Annotated in this window: 12 protein-coding genes; 4 read left to right on the forward strand and 8 right to left on the reverse strand. The window is 59.4% G+C overall.

The genetic code is table 11. The features are described 5' to 3' along the window. Nucleotides 1-11: 11 nt before the first annotated feature. Both efeO and efeU read right to left on the reverse strand, forming a co-directional pair. The gene (gene efeO / locus M5B43_RS14380; protein ID WP_248750733.1) at nt 12-1214 is read right to left on the reverse strand and encodes an iron uptake system protein EfeO; all 1203 of its coding nucleotides are present in this window, start codon (nt 1212-1214) and stop codon (nt 12-14) included. 10 nt (nt 1215-1224) lie between these two features. Then, nucleotides 1225-2070 carry an iron uptake transporter permease EfeU gene (gene efeU / locus M5B43_RS14385; protein WP_248750734.1) on the reverse strand — a complete coding sequence of 282 codons (846 nt, stop codon included), beginning with the start codon at nt 2068-2070 and terminating at the stop codon, nt 1225-1227. A 167-nt stretch (nt 2071-2237) separates the two neighbouring features. Between efeU and M5B43_RS14390 the strand changes: the two genes are divergently transcribed. Together M5B43_RS14390 and M5B43_RS14395 are read left to right on the forward strand one after the other, a co-directional pair. Next, the gene (locus M5B43_RS14390; protein ID WP_248750735.1) at nt 2238-3260 is read left to right on the forward strand and encodes an AraC family transcriptional regulator; all 1023 of its coding nucleotides are present in this window, start codon (nt 2238-2240) and stop codon (nt 3258-3260) included. 212 nt (nt 3261-3472) lie between these two features. Then, the gene (locus M5B43_RS14395) at nt 3473-3853 is read left to right on the forward strand and encodes a hypothetical protein (RefSeq protein ID WP_248750736.1); all 381 of its coding nucleotides are present in this window, start codon (nt 3473-3475) and stop codon (nt 3851-3853) included. Nucleotides 3854-3909: 56 nt separating this feature from the next. On the opposite strand, the gene M5B43_RS14400 is transcribed toward M5B43_RS14395, so the two are convergent. The 5 genes from M5B43_RS14400 to M5B43_RS14420 all read right to left on the reverse strand — a co-directional run bounded on the left by M5B43_RS14400 (nt 3910) and on the right by M5B43_RS14420 (nt 11765). Continuing rightward, on the reverse strand, nt 3910-4452 hold the full coding sequence (locus tag M5B43_RS14400; protein ID WP_248750737.1) for a hypothetical protein: 543 nt from the start codon (nt 4450-4452) through the stop codon (nt 3910-3912). Nucleotides 4453-4685: 233 nt separating this feature from the next. After that, nucleotides 4686-6101, reverse strand: a complete 1416-nt coding sequence (locus tag M5B43_RS14405) for a TolC family protein (protein ID WP_248750738.1) — start codon at nt 6099-6101, stop codon at nt 4686-4688. Further along, entirely contained in the window at nt 6098-9277 is a 3180-nt protein-coding gene (locus M5B43_RS14410) for an efflux RND transporter permease subunit (protein ID WP_248750739.1), read from the reverse strand. Before M5B43_RS14410 ends, M5B43_RS14405 begins: the two co-directional genes overlap by 4 nt. Nucleotides 9278-9292: 15 nt before the next feature. Then, nucleotides 9293-10534: a multidrug efflux RND transporter periplasmic adaptor subunit MexE gene (mexE, locus tag M5B43_RS14415; RefSeq protein ID WP_248750740.1), complete on the reverse strand. Its 1242-nt coding sequence runs from the start codon at nt 10532-10534 to the stop codon at nt 9293-9295. 334 nt (nt 10535-10868) lie between these two features. After that, nucleotides 10869-11765, reverse strand: a complete 897-nt coding sequence (locus M5B43_RS14420; RefSeq protein ID WP_248750741.1) for a LysR substrate-binding domain-containing protein — start codon at nt 11763-11765, stop codon at nt 10869-10871. 100 nt (nt 11766-11865) lie between these two features. Between M5B43_RS14420 and M5B43_RS14425 the strand changes: the two genes are divergently transcribed. Both M5B43_RS14425 and ycaC read left to right on the forward strand, forming a co-directional pair. Next, nucleotides 11866-12555 carry an isochorismatase family protein gene (locus tag M5B43_RS14425; RefSeq protein ID WP_248750742.1) on the forward strand — a complete coding sequence of 230 codons (690 nt, stop codon included), beginning with the start codon at nt 11866-11868 and terminating at the stop codon, nt 12553-12555. A 64-nt stretch (nt 12556-12619) separates the two neighbouring features. Beyond that, entirely contained in the window at nt 12620-13246 is a 627-nt protein-coding gene (ycaC, locus tag M5B43_RS14430; RefSeq protein ID WP_248750743.1) for an isochorismate family cysteine hydrolase YcaC, read from the forward strand. A gap of 62 nt (nt 13247-13308) precedes the next feature. Here the strand turns inward: ycaC and M5B43_RS14435 are convergent, their stop codons facing one another. After that, nucleotides 13309-13920 (reverse strand): LysE family translocator, encoded by a 612-nt coding sequence (locus tag M5B43_RS14435; RefSeq protein WP_248750744.1) that lies wholly within the window; start codon nt 13918-13920, stop codon nt 13309-13311. Nucleotides 13921-13948 lie beyond the last annotated feature (28 nt).

Consider the following 13948-nt stretch of genomic DNA (forward strand, 5'->3'; position numbering starts at 1 on the left):
TTAAGTCGTCTTCACTGCAGGCCGGAAAGGCCAAGGGCGGGGTCGATTCCATCGAGTGCGGCGGCCAGTACCTTGGCCTTGTCAGCGATCTGCTTGCGTTGATCGCTGGTAATACTGTCGTACGCGGTGTAACGGTTATTGGCCTTCAAGCCATTGAGTTCGGCGTCGAAGGCGTTGATCGCGTTATCGATCTTCGGCAACAGGTCGGCCGCAGACTTGCTCAGCAGGGGGCGCATCAGGTCGACCACTTTGTGCGCGACTTCCAGGTTGGCGGCAAAGCCGTTGAGGTCGATATGGCTGTAGCGTTCCTCTTCACCGCTGGTGGCGCGCACATCGGCCAGGCTGTTGAGATTGCGCACCACAATGCTCACCAGTTGCTCCGGCGGCAGGGATTGGGCCAGCAACTGCTGCTTGAGTGTGGTGACGTCGCTTACCAGGCGTTGGGCGACGGGTGCCAGGCCATCGAGGCTGCGTTGCTGGAACAGGCCGTATTCGAGGCGGTGGAAGCCGTTGAAGGCCGGGTCTTGCTCACGTTTTTCAAAGTAATCGGCGCGGGCGTTGATCGCGTTATCCAGCTCGGCCAGGCGTTGGGCCGCGGGCGCCAGGCGCTGGTAAGCCTCACGCGCCGGCACATACAGCGCCTGTGCCTGGGCCAGGTCGCCGGCGTCAATGGCTTGCTGCAGGGCGCTCACGGTCTTGACCAGTGCGCTGCCTTGACCGCTCAGGTACACACGAAACTCCGACAACGGCCCGATGAACGCCACCATCGATGGCTTGGCCTTGGCCTGGGCATCGGATTGCGCGGTCGGCGTGACATGCAAGGTGCCGCGTGGGTTGCTCAACAGGCCGCAGGTGATGGCGTAGTCGCCGGGCAACAGGTTGGCATTGATCACCTGGCTCAGGCCCGGTGCGATGTTTTCGCGCTCTTCGATCACCAGCACGCCGTCGAGGATCTCCCATTCCACCGCACGGTCGGAGCGGTTGATGATGCGAAAGCTCGCGCGCCCGGCCGGCACCGTCAGGGTGTTGGGCTCGCAGGCATGACCATGGATCGTCACCGCGATTTCGTTATGGTGGGTCTGGCGCTTGGCGGCAGCCAGCTGGGAGGCATAGTAGAACAGGCCACCGGCGGCGATCATCACGACCACCGAACCGGCCACCGCCCAACGCAGGGCGCGGGACGATGGGGCCGATTGAGGAGTTGGGTTGGACAAGAGACGGTCCTTACTGGCTGGATGTGCAAGAGGGTTTGGCGACAGGCTTGGCGGGCGGGGTGGGCAGGAAGAACATCACCAGGGCCACCACCAGGTAAATCAGATAGGCCCCCAAAGTGCTGACCGTCGGCGCTTCCTGGTAACCGAACATCCCGGCCAATACCGAACCCAGCGGGCTGTCCATGGGCAGCGCGGCGCTGAAGTCAAACAGCACGGTTTGCCAGTGGTTCCACACACCGGCCTCGTGCAGGGCCTGTACAGAGTTGGCGAGAATGCCCGCCGCGACCACGAGGATGAACAAGCCGGTCCAGCGGAAAAACGCGCCGAGGTTCAGGCGCATGCTGCCGGAATAGATCAGGAAACCCACGACGATGGCCAGGATCAAGCCGAGCAGGGCGCCAATCGGTGCCCCTGGGCCTTCGCTCTGCTGGAACACGGCCAGCAGGAAGAACACGGTTTCCAAGCCTTCACGGGCCACGGCGAAAAACACCATGGCAATCAGCGCGATGACTTGGTGCTTGGAGCCCGCCAGTGCATGGTCGAGGGATTCATGCAGGGCATGCTTGATGGAGCGCGCCACCTTGCGCATCCAGAACACCATGGAGCTGAGTATGCCAACGGCGACCAGACCCACGATGCCCTCGAACAACTCTTGCTGTTTTTGCGGGAATTCAGCGCTGACCAGTTCCAGGCCGCCCCCGACCAGCAAGGCCAGGGCGGCGGCGAGGAATACACCGATCCACACGGCGGGCATCCATTGGCCACGGCCGGTTTGTTGCAGGTAACTGGCGATGATGCCAACGATCAATGCGGCTTCAATGCCTTCGCGCAGCATGATTAAAAAAGGAACGAGCATTCGGCACCGCAGCGTCATGAGAGAGGATGCTAATTTGTAACATAATGATACTCATTACTAAACAGCGAATATTGACCTTTGCTGAACTGCGGCTGAACGGTGGTGGCAAATCGCGAGCACCCTTATGATGCTCGCCACTTGTGTGCCGTCGGACTGGCTAATTTCTAATGTCGGAAAAAGACACCATCTCTATCTATCTCGTGCGCGAAGCCTTGTTGCAGAGCTGCGCGCCCGGGCCTGCCACCGTTGAAGCCTTGAGCAAAGTCGGGCTTGATCCTGCGTTGTTGGAGCAGCCCGGCGCCCGCGTTCCAGCCACGGCTTACGCGCGTCTTTGGCGTTTGCTGGCGCGGCGCATGGACGATGAGTTCTTCGGCATGGACCCGCGCAAGCTCAAATCCGGCAGCCTGGAGTTCCTGTGCCGCGCCTGCATGGCACAACCGAATCTGGGCGCCAGCCTGGAAGTCGGCCTGGGTTTTCTGTCATTGATGCTCGAGCGCTTGCCCGCCGAGGTGGTACGCCAGCAGAGCCTGGCTGAAATCGTGCTGCTGGAGCCTGAGGCCGAGCCCAAGCGCGCATTCACCTATTTCACCTACTGGATGATCGTGCATGGCGTCGCCTGTTGGCTGGCAGGCAGGCGCATCCCGATCCTGGCTATCGAATTGCGCTGCACAGAGCCGGACTTCTGCGATGACTATAAGGTGATGTTTTCCGACAACCTGAGGTTTGAAAGGCCACGTACTCGCATGATTTTTTCTGCGGACTGCCTGGACCTGCCGATCAAGCGCAGCCCGGAAGAACTCAAGCGTTTCCTTGCCCATGCGCCCGCCAACATCCTGGTCAAATACCGCGACCCTGAGAGCCTCGCCACCCGCATCAAGAACGACCTGCGCCAGATGCCTCCCGACGGCTGGCCGGAAACCGAGGGCCTGGCGGCCAGCCTGTGTATCTCTGCCTCCACCTTGCGACGCCGACTGGCGGATGAGGGGCAGACGTATCAAGGTCTTAAGGACAGTGTGCGCAAGGAGCTGGCGATTGTCTGGCTGGCGGAGCCACAAATCAGTTTTGCCGAGATCGCCACGCGGCTGGGGTTTGCGGATGCAAGTTCGTTTTATAAGGCATTTCGTAAATGGGCGGGCTCCAACCCTGGGCATTATCGGAGCTTGATCTTGAACGAGCACAATCGGTTTTAGTGGCAGGGGTGCGGGACTAGGAAATGGCTGACTGAGTCTTACCCCTGGGGATGACGGGGTGATCCTTATTGAATTTAGGAAGTGGCTGGCATATTCCGAATAACAAATCATGCAGGGTGGGCAGTAAGACTCCTACCTGTAGTTCTGTCCGAGCAGTTGAGTGGTGGGTGTCTGGCTTGATCAACCTACTAGCTAGTCGCGAGGATAAAAACATGAAAGCTTTATTTGCAGTGCCTGTGTTGGCTTCGGTGTTTCTGTCTTTTCAAGTGTCTGCCGGGTGTTGGAGTATTACGGATACGTATACGGGGATTTTACAAGAGGGTATTGAGATAACCGCTTACGGCCCATTCACAATAACGTCTGCTAACGGATGCTTTGGTGCGAACATTGACGCAACTATTTCCGCTGTAGATCGTGGCAGGCCACCCCAGCTATCCATCGAACGCGAGGTCGGTTCTTCTTGGCAGCAGGTGGCAGGTAATACCGGTAGTAATGTGCTATTCAGTGGTTCGTTTGGAACCTATCGTGTGAGATTAAAAAACCCTGACGCTGCACCGAAAGTTTATTTGGGTACCGTTAAGTATGGCCGTTGAATAATCTAGGCCGCAGAGAGTGCTTGAGCTTGGCTCGCTGCGGCCTCGATCTTCAGTCAGGCGTGCTCGTCCACAGATAGCCGGCTACTGGCAGAGTTAACAAAATATAACAGGGCATTGACCGCTTGGTTGGCTGCCACCATTCCCTGCCGCCAGGCTAAGTTATCGTGGGTTTTAAGCTTTGGATTATCTTTCAGGAACGCGTCATAGTCAGCAAGCCGCTGATTGAATAGTGCGATAGCATTGAATTTTACATGGGTATTTGTAGGGTGTCCTTTTTCGTCATTGGCCATGTCGCCCGCTATGAACATTCCGAAGGCTTGCACGTCAATTGCACCACTGTCATAGAGTCTTCTGCCGACCTTTCTAATGTCATCTGTACTAATTGACGTCATGTCGTAGTTTTTCAGAAAGCTCTTTAGTCCAACGAGTTTGTCGTCGGTGTCAAGTTTCAGAGTCTCCGACGCCTTGCTCACATCAGTTATCGTGAATGCATTCTTCACCTCGTTCGGGTTTTTGATGACATAAGCGTTAGTCGCTTTCGAGCGTTGCAGGGGTTCGGTGGTCGATACAATTGCCATAAGAGCGTCCTCCGTCATGAAGTTTTCTTTAGCAAAAAGCGTAGTATCACTTCAATCCAGAGTCATCAAGCTGGGTGGCGGTAGTGCATATAGAGAAACGGCTTACAGTGGACTTCACCTCAATCCGACATATAAATCCGTAAGGCTCTTCGGATACGGCTGGCATTTGGCGAGCCAAAAAAAGCCCCACGACCGAATGGACCGTGGGGCTAAAAATTGGCTGGATGCGACCAACCAAAGGAGCTCTTACATCACTTGCTGCTAGCCACCACCGTATCCGGCTGCCAGCCACCGCCGAGGGCCTTGTAGATCGCGACGATGCCGCGATACAGGTCCACTTCGGCCTGGGCCTGGGAGTCTTCGGCGGCCAGGCGTTCGCGTTGGGCGTCGAGCAGCACCAGGAAGTCCACGGTGCCCTCGCGGTAGCGGATCGCGGCGAGGTCGGCAGCGGCGCGGCTGGATTCGCTTTGACGAATCAGCGAGACCAGACGCTGCTGGCGCTTGCCGTAGTCGCTGAACGCATTTTCGGACTCTTCCAGCGCCAGCAACACTTGCTGCTCATACGTCGCCAATGCCCCATCGGCTTCGGCATTCGCGCCACGCAAACGGGCGCGCACACTGCCCAGGTCAAAGGCGGCCCAGGTGATGCTCGGGCCCAGGGACCAGGCATTCGCTGCGGCCGAGCCGATCTGCGAACCACGCCCGGCGGTAAAGCCGAGGAAGCCACTGAGACTGACCCGTGGGAACAGGTCGGCCTTGGCCACGCCGATACGTGCAGTGGCGGCCGCCAGTTTGCGTTCGGCGCTGAGGATGTCCGGGCGACGTTGCAACAGCTGGCCTGGGTCGCCAATCGGCAGCGCCTTGGCAATCGCCGGCAGGTCTTTGGGGCTCAGGTCCACGGTCAGCTTGTCGGGGCGCTGGCCGAGGAGGGTGGCGATCCGGTTACGTTCGCGCACTTGCTCGGCTTGCAGTTGCGGCACACTCGCTTCAACCGCTGCCAGGCGTGCGTCGGCACGCTCTACATCCAGTTGGTCGCCAACGCCGGCATCACGCAGGCTGACGGTGATGGTGCGCGATTCCTGCTGGTTTTTCAGGTTGTCCAGGGCAATGCGCTCACGCAATTGGGCGCCGCGCAGCTGACCGTAGGCATCCACCAACTCGGCAATCATGGTGACTTGCAGTTGGTACAGGTCGGCTTCAGCTACCTGCTGGTCAGCGTCACTGGCTTCCAGGTTGCGGCGGATGCGACCGAACAAGTCCACTTCCCAGGCCATGTCCAGGCCCAAGTCATAACGCTCGCTATTGACGCGTTGGGTGGTCTGGCCAGGAATCTGGCCTTTGCCCACGTCACTGCTGGCGCGGGACGTCACCACCGGCATGATGTCGGTGGCCACGTCATCGCGGATGGCACGGGCCGCTCGCAGGCGGGCAAAGGCCACACGCAGGTCGCGGTTACCGCTCAGTGACTGGGTGACCAACTGGTTGAGGGTCGGGTCGTCGAACTGCTGCCACCAGATGCCTTCATACTGGGCATGGTCATAACGTTTGGTGTCGGCGGCGGCCGTGATATTGGCCGCCTCCAGCTTCTCGGTTTTGTAGTCCGGGCCCACGGCACAGGCGCTCAGCGCCAGGACCAGCAAGCTCGGCAGAAAGACTTTCACACTCATTGCTGTGTCTCCAGCTTCAGGGCCTTGGCCGCTTTGCGTGCTTCGCTGCGCTCGACATAGCGACGGATCAGTACGTAGAACACTGGCGTCAGCAACAGACCGAAGAAGGTCACACCGATCATCCCGGAGAACACCGCCACGCCCATGGCATGGCGCATCTCGGCACCGGCACCGCTGGACAACACCAGTGGCACCACACCCATGATGAAGGCGAACGAGGTCATCAGGATCGGCCGCAGACGCAGACGGCAGGCTTCCAGTACCGCCGCCAGTGGGTCGAGCCCCTCGGCCTGTTTATCCTTGGCAAACTCGACGATCAGAATCGCGTTCTTGCACGCCAGGCCCACCAGCACGATCAGGCCGATCTGGGTAAAGATGTTGTTATCGCCACCCGAGATGATCACCCCGGTAATGGCCGACAGCAGCGTCATCGGTACGATCAGGATCACCGCCAGTGGCAGGCTCCAGCTTTCGTATTGGGCGGCCAGTACCAGGAAGGCCAGCAGTACGCAGAGCGGGAACACGAACAGCGCGGTATTGCCCGAGAGGATTTGCTGGTAAGTCAGGTCGGTCCACTCGTAGGTCATGCCGTTGGGCAATTCATCCTTCAACAGTTTTTCGATCGCGGCCTGGGCCTGGCCCGAGCTATAGCCCGGTGCGGCGTTGCCGTTGATCTCAGCGGTGATAAAACCGTTGTAGTGCATCACACGGTCCGGCCCCGAGGTGTCGCTGACCTTGATAAAGGTCGCCAACGGGATCATCTCGCCTTTGTTGTTGCGCACTTTCAGCTGGCCGATCTGGTCTTCATCCAGGCGGAACTGTTGTTCAGCCTGCACGTTGACCTGGTAAGTACGCCCGAAGCGATTGAAGTCGTTGGCATACAACGAACCCAGGTAGATCTGCAGGGTGTCGAAGATGTCGCTGATCGCCACGCCGTGGGTCTTGGCCTTTTCACGGTCGATAGCGGCATCGACCTGGGGCACGTTGACCGTGTAGCTGGTGAACAGGCCGAACAATTCAGGCGTGGTGCGGCTCTTGGTGATGATGTTCTGCACTTCTTTGTACAGCTCGTCGTAACCCAGGTTGCCACGGTCTTCGATTTGCAGACGGAACCCGCCAATCGTACCCAGGCCCTGTACCGGCGGCGGTGGGAAGATCGCCATGTAGGCTTCTTCGATGCTGCTGTATTTGCCGTTCAGTGCCCCGGCAATTGCGCCGGCGGACATGCTCGGGTCTTTACGCTCATCGAAGGGCTTCAAGGTCACGAACACGATGCCGCTGTTTGGGCTGTTGGTGAAACCGTTGATCGACAGGCCAGGGAAGGCTACAGCGGCTTCCACGCCAGGTTGTTTCAGCGCGATATCGGACATGCGCTTGATCACGTCTTCGGTGCGGTCCAGGCTCGCGGCGTCCGGCAATTGCGCGAAGGCCACCAGGTATTGCTTGTCCTGGGCCGGCACGAAACCCGTTGGCGTGTGGGCAAAACCCAGCCAGGTCAGGACCATCAGGCCGGCGTACAGGAACAGCGCGATACCACTGCCGCGAATCACTCGGCGCACGGTGCCGACGTAGCCATGGCTGGCTTTCTCGAAGAAGCGGTTGAACGGACGGAACAACCAGCCACCCAACAGCTTGTCGAGCAGTTTGGAAAAGCGATCCTTCGGCGCGTCATGGCTGCGCAGCAAGACAGCAGCCAGGGCAGGGGACAAGGTCAGCGAGTTGAAGGCCGAGATCACCGTCGAAATGGCAATGGTCAAGGCGAATTGCTTATAGAACTGCCCAGTCAAACCGCTGATGAACGCCGCTGGGATGAACACCGCACACAGTACCAACGCGGTGGCGATGATCGGGCCGGTCACTTCGCTCATGGCTTTTTCAGTGGCCGGGAACGGTTCCAGTCCAAGCTCGATGTTGCGCTCGACGTTCTCCACCACCACGATGGCGTCGTCCACCACGATACCGATGGCCAACACCAAGCCAAACAATGACAACGCGTTGAGCGAGAAGCCGAACAGGTGCATCACCGCGAACGTACCGATCAACGATACCGGCACCGCCACCAACGGAATGATCGAGGCGCGCCAGGTCTGCAGGAACAGAATCACCACCAGCACCACGAGGATCAAGGCTTCGAACAGCGTGTGTACCACCGCTTCGATGGAGCCGCGCACGAAGATGGTCGGGTCATAGACGATGCTGAAATCCATGCCTTCCGGGAAGCTCTTTTTCAGCTCCGCCATCTTTTCGCGCACTTCGTTGGAGATCTGGATCGCGTTGGAGCCTGGGCGCTGGAAGATCGGGATCGCCACGGCCGGCTGGTTGTTGAGCAACGAGCGCAGGGCATATTGGCTGGAGCCCAGCTCCACACGCGCGATGTCTTTGAGGCGAGTGATTTCACCATTGTCGCCTGAGCGAATAATGATGTTCTCGAACTCTTCCTCAGTGACCAGGCGGCCCTGAGTGTTCACCGACAACTGGAAGCTGGTGGCATTCGGTGCCGGTTGCGCACCCAAGGCACCGGCGGCCACTTGGCGGTTTTGCTCGCGGATCGCGTTGACCACATCGGTCGCGGTCAGGTTGCGCGAAGCGGTCTTGTTCGGGTCCAGCCATACACGCAGGGAGTAGTCGCCCATGCCGAACAACTGCACGTCGCCCACGCCGCCCAGACGCGCCAGCTCATCCTTCACGTTGAGCAAGGCGTAGTTGGACAGGTAGAGCATGTCGTAGCGCTTATCCGGCGAGGTCAAGTGCACCACCATGGTCAGGTCGGGTGATGCCTTGTCCACGGTAATACCGATGCGTGTCACTTCCTCGGGCAGTTTTGGCTGCGTGCGGGTCACACGGTTCTGTACCTGTACCTGCGCGTTGTCCAGGTCGGTGCCCAGGGCGAAGGTGATGGTCAGGGTCAGCTTGCCGTCGGCGGTCGACTGCGAAGACATGTACAGCATGTTCTCGACGCCGGTGATGGCTTGCTCCAGCGGAGCGGCCACGGTTTCACCGATGACTTTAGGGTTGGCGCCCGGGAAGTTGGCGCGGACCACCACCGTCGGTGGTACCACTTCCGGGTACTCGCTGATCGGCAGCTGGAACAGCGAGATCGCACCGGCGATCAGGATCAACAGCGACAGTACCGCTGCGAAAATCGGCCGTGAAATGAAGAACTTGGAAAAATTCATCTTGAGTTGTATCCCTTAACCGCGTGGAGCCGCGACGGCTGCGAGCTTGGGCGCGGCTTTATCCGGCGCCACTTGTTCCAGGTTGCTGGCTTCAAGCGCTTGTCGTTGTTGTGCCAAGGCGGCGAGGGTTTCCTTGCTGGCCATCGGGATGGTCTCCGGTGCCACCGGCGACCCCGGGCGAATGCGCTGCAGGCCCTTCACCACGATGGTGTCGTCCTTGTTCAAGCCGCTGCGCACGATGCGCAAGCCTTCGATCTTCGGCCCCAGCTCCACCGCACGATAGGCCGGCTTGTCGCCGTCCATCACCAGCACGAATTTCTTGCCAAGGTCAGTGCCCACGGCTTCGTCGTTGATCAACACGGCGGAGTAGGTGCCGCTGCCGACCAATTTGAGACGGGCATACAGGCCAGGGGTGTATTCGCCCTTGCTGTTATCAAACACGGCGCGGCCGCGAATGGTGCCGGTGGCCGGGTTGACCTGGTTGTCGACGAAGTTCATCTGGCCCAGGTGCGGGTTGCCGGCCTCGTTTGACAGGCCCAGGTACACCGGGGTGGTGGCGCCACGACGGCCTTCACGGGCGAGTTCGGTGTACTTGAGGTACACACGCTCGTCGGCGTCGAAGTAGGCGTAGACCTTGTCGGTGGAGACCACGCTGGTCAGCGCGGTGGTGTCGGCCGTCACCAGGTTGCCGGCGGTGATTTCGGCACGGCTGACGCGGCCGCTGATCGGCGAGGTCACACGGGTGAAACTCAGGTTCAGCTTGGCCAGGTCCAACTGCGCCTGGATCCCGGCGACGGCGGCGCGGGCTTCCTGGGCGGCGGTGGTGCGTGAGTCAGCCAGTTCGGCGGAAATCGCATTGCTCTGACGCAGGCGTTCGCCACGTTGCGCTTCATTATCGCTACGGGTGGCGGCGGCTTTGGTTTGGGCAAGCTGGGCTTCGAGGCGGCGCACTTCAGCCTGGAACGGGCGAGGGTCAATCTGGAACAGCAGGTCGCCTTTTTTCACCAGCGCACCTTCAGTGAAGGCCACCTGGTCGATCTGGCCGGACACGCGCGGACGAATCTGCACGGTTTCCGGGGCTTCCAGGCGACCGGTGAATTCATCCCACTCGTTGACCGGTTGTTCCAGCACCTTGGCTACGCTGATTTTCGCAGGGGGCATGGCGGCCGCTTGGTCCGGGGTCTTGCCGCATGCGCTCATCACCACCACGGCCAAGATCGCCAGGGGGAAGCGCAAATGTTTGAGTGACTGTTCCATGAGGTGCATCCGCCAATGTATTTGAGATGGGCGGATGATGCGCGGCGAGGTGCTATGTCACGAATCGAATGAAGCAAAGGTAACTATCATTCGGAATGATATAAGCGCGGAGTCAGCCCTCTAGCATGGGGGTTTCGTTAGGTAGCTATCAATGCGCTTGATGACAAAAGACTGTTGTCGAAGGTGCAAGGAACCTTTGCTGCTATTGAGTGACGCCAATGCCAATAAGGGGGCGGGATACTTCGAAGCAGGTGTTGAAGACGCTGTTTGCATTAAGCGCTGCCACTGAAAATGGGCGCCTGTGGAGCAGCCTCAAAAGTGGAACCTGGGTGAATCAAGACGCCTCGAAGGCGTTACCCAGAAAGTCGATCAGGGACCGCACCGATGGCATCAGCCCGCGTCGTGAGGGAAAGACTGCCGTGATGACGCCTTCGGTGGGTCGCCACTCAGGCAGCAGCGCGATCAAGCGGCCATCGGCTATTTCATCCCTCACCACCGCCAGCGGCAGGTTGGCCGCGCCTACGCCCGAGAGTGCGGCGCTTTTGAGGGTCGGCATGTCATCGCTGACCAGTCGCGGCGTGTGCTGGATCTGCGCCTTTGCACCGTCCGGGCCAGTCAGCTCCCACTGGTATTGAAGCATCGGGTTGCCCCAACTGAGGGTCGGCAGCCCGGCGAGGTCGGCGGGTTGCAAGGGAAGCGGATGACGCTGCAAAAAAGCCGCGCTTGCCACCAGCACCTGGGGGCTTTTGCCGAGCACTTTCATGACCAGCTCGCTGCTGTCCAGTGGCGGGAAACACAGGCTCAAGGCGATGTCATAACCTTCGCTGATGACATCGACCTTGCGGTTCAAGCTTTTCACATTCAGCTCGACGCTACCGCATTGCGCCATGAATCGGGCGAGCATCGGCGCCACCCAGTAGTTGAGCAGCGCGGTGGTGCAACTCAAGCGAATCACCCCGCGCGGTTCCGATTTATTGAATGCAATGACGTCCTCTGCCGACTCGGCCTCGGCAATCATTGCCACACACTGCCGGTAGTACGCCTGGCCAATATCAGTGACCTGGAACTGACGCGTCGAACGCTGGATCAGCCGCACCCCAAGCCTTGACTCAAGCTGGTTGACTCTGCGGCTCAGGGTCGACTTAGGCAGGTTGAGGGCCCGGCCGGCCGCGGCGAAGCTGCCGTGCTCGACGACCTTGGCGTAAAGGAAGAGTTCGTTCAGATCGAACATCGGCAGTGTTCCATTTTTGAGATGCTGAAGCTTAATTCAGCCACTACCGAACGGCCAGTGTGGTGACTAAGGTGGCACCTCCACGCAAGAGGAAATGCCAATGAGTACATCAGGTAATGCCGCAAATTTTAATGGGATGAAGCCGACCATCGACGCTGCCGACACAGCCATGCTGCTGATCGATCACCAGAGCGGCCTGTTCCAGATCGTCAAGGACATCGAAGTTCCCCAACTACGCGCCAACGCCATTGCGTTGGCCAAGGCTGCAACCCTGCTGAACATTCCCGTCATCACCACCGCTTCGGTCCCCCAAGGGCCCAACGGCCCGCTGATCCCGCAGATTCATGAAGCCGCGCCCCATGCCCAGTACGTGGCTCGCCGTGGCGAAATCAATGCGTGGGACAACCCTGAGTTCCACGCCGCGGTCAAAGCCACCGGCAAGAAAACCTTGGTGATTGCCGGCACCTTGACCAGCGTGTGCCTGGCGTTTCCGTCTATCGCGGCGGTGCATGAGGGATACAAGGTTTTTGCGGTCGTGGATGCATCGGGCAACCACTCGCGATTGGCCACCGACCTGACCGTAGCGCGCCTGGCTCAAGCCGGGGTGGTGCCGATTGACATCATGGGCACGCTTTCTGAACTGCAGGGCTCGTGGAACCGTCCGGATGCCCAGGCGTGGGCCAATGTCTACACCCAGGCCATGCCGCACTATCAGTTGCTGATTGAAAGCTACGTCAAGGCCCAGGAAGTGGCGAACAACCACGAGGAACTGGACTCACAACGCCAATAAACGCGGTGGGTTCTTTGCGGTGCGGCCCATGTCGGGGAGCGCCTTTTTTATCAGGAGTAGCATGATGTCTAAACCTTACGTTCGCCTGGACAAAGACAACGCAGCCGTTCTGTTGGTCGACCATCAGGCGGGCCTGCTGTCGCTGGTGCGCGACATCGACCCGGACAAATTCAAGAACAACGTGCTGGCCCTGGCTGACCTGGCCAAGTACTTCAAGTTGCCGACCATTCTCACTACCAGTTTCGAGACCGGCCCTAACGGCCCGCTGGTCCCGGAGCTCAAGGCACTTTTCCCGGATGCCCCCTACATCGCTCGCCCAGGCCAGATTAACGCCTGGGACAACGAAGACTTCGTCAAGGCCATCAAGGCGACCGGCAAGAAGCAACTGATCATTGCCGGTGTCGTCACCGAAGTCTGCGTAGCGTTCCCGGCCCTGTCGGCCCTGGCGGAAGGCTTTGACGTGTTCGTGGTCACCGATGCCTCCGGTACCTTCAACGAACTGACCCAGCAATCGGCCTGGGCCCGTATGTCGGCCAACGGCGCACAATTGATGACCTGGTTTGGCCTGGCCTGTGAGTTGCACCGCGACTGGCGCAACGATATCGAAGGCTTGGGAACCCTGTTCTCCAACCACATCCCGGACTACCGCAACCTGTTCACCAGCTATAACGCGTTGACGGCGGCCAAGTAAGCCTTGGGGCGGCCTTGTTTAGGCCGCTTTTCACTGCGTTGCACATAAAGCACCGCTCAGCCTCATCGCTGAGCGATGCTCAACAACAGGCCGAAACTCACGAGCAGCCCGCCAAAAATCCGGTCGATCCAAGGTCGTGCAGCCATCAACTTCTCACGCACCCTGCCGGCCGAGAAGCATAGCGCGACAAGACTGAACCACACCCCGTGCGCCCCTGCGATGAATAGCCCGTAAGCTATCTGTACAGTTAAGGCGCTGCCCGGATGTACCACACCCATGAATAGGCTGACGATGAAGATCGATGTCTTAGGGTTCAGCGCGTTCGTGAGAAACCCCATGCGCAGCGCGGCCCAGTCAGACAAGGCAGGTGACGGTGCGTCCAGCGATTCGAGTACCGGCCTGGACCGCAGCATCTTGATGCCCAGGTAAATGAGGTACGCCGCGCCCGCCAGCTTCAGGACGTTGAACAACCCAGGCGTTTGTTGAAGCACCAGGCCCAGGCCGAGCAGCGTGTAGCTCACGTGCACCAGCACGCCCATACCGATACCCATCGCCGTGAGGACGCCTGCCCGTCGTGACACCAGCAGGCCGTTGCGCGAAACCATGGCGAAATCCGGCCCTGGACTAATGCAGGCCAGTAGTGTGATGGTGATTACTGCTATCCATTCGTTCATGCTGTACCGTGCGGATCTTATTGATAAC

It is taken from the genome of Pseudomonas sp. MWU15-20650 (genome assembly GCF_023242475.1).
Classification (GTDB): Bacteria; Pseudomonadota; Gammaproteobacteria; order Pseudomonadales; family Pseudomonadaceae; genus Aquipseudomonas.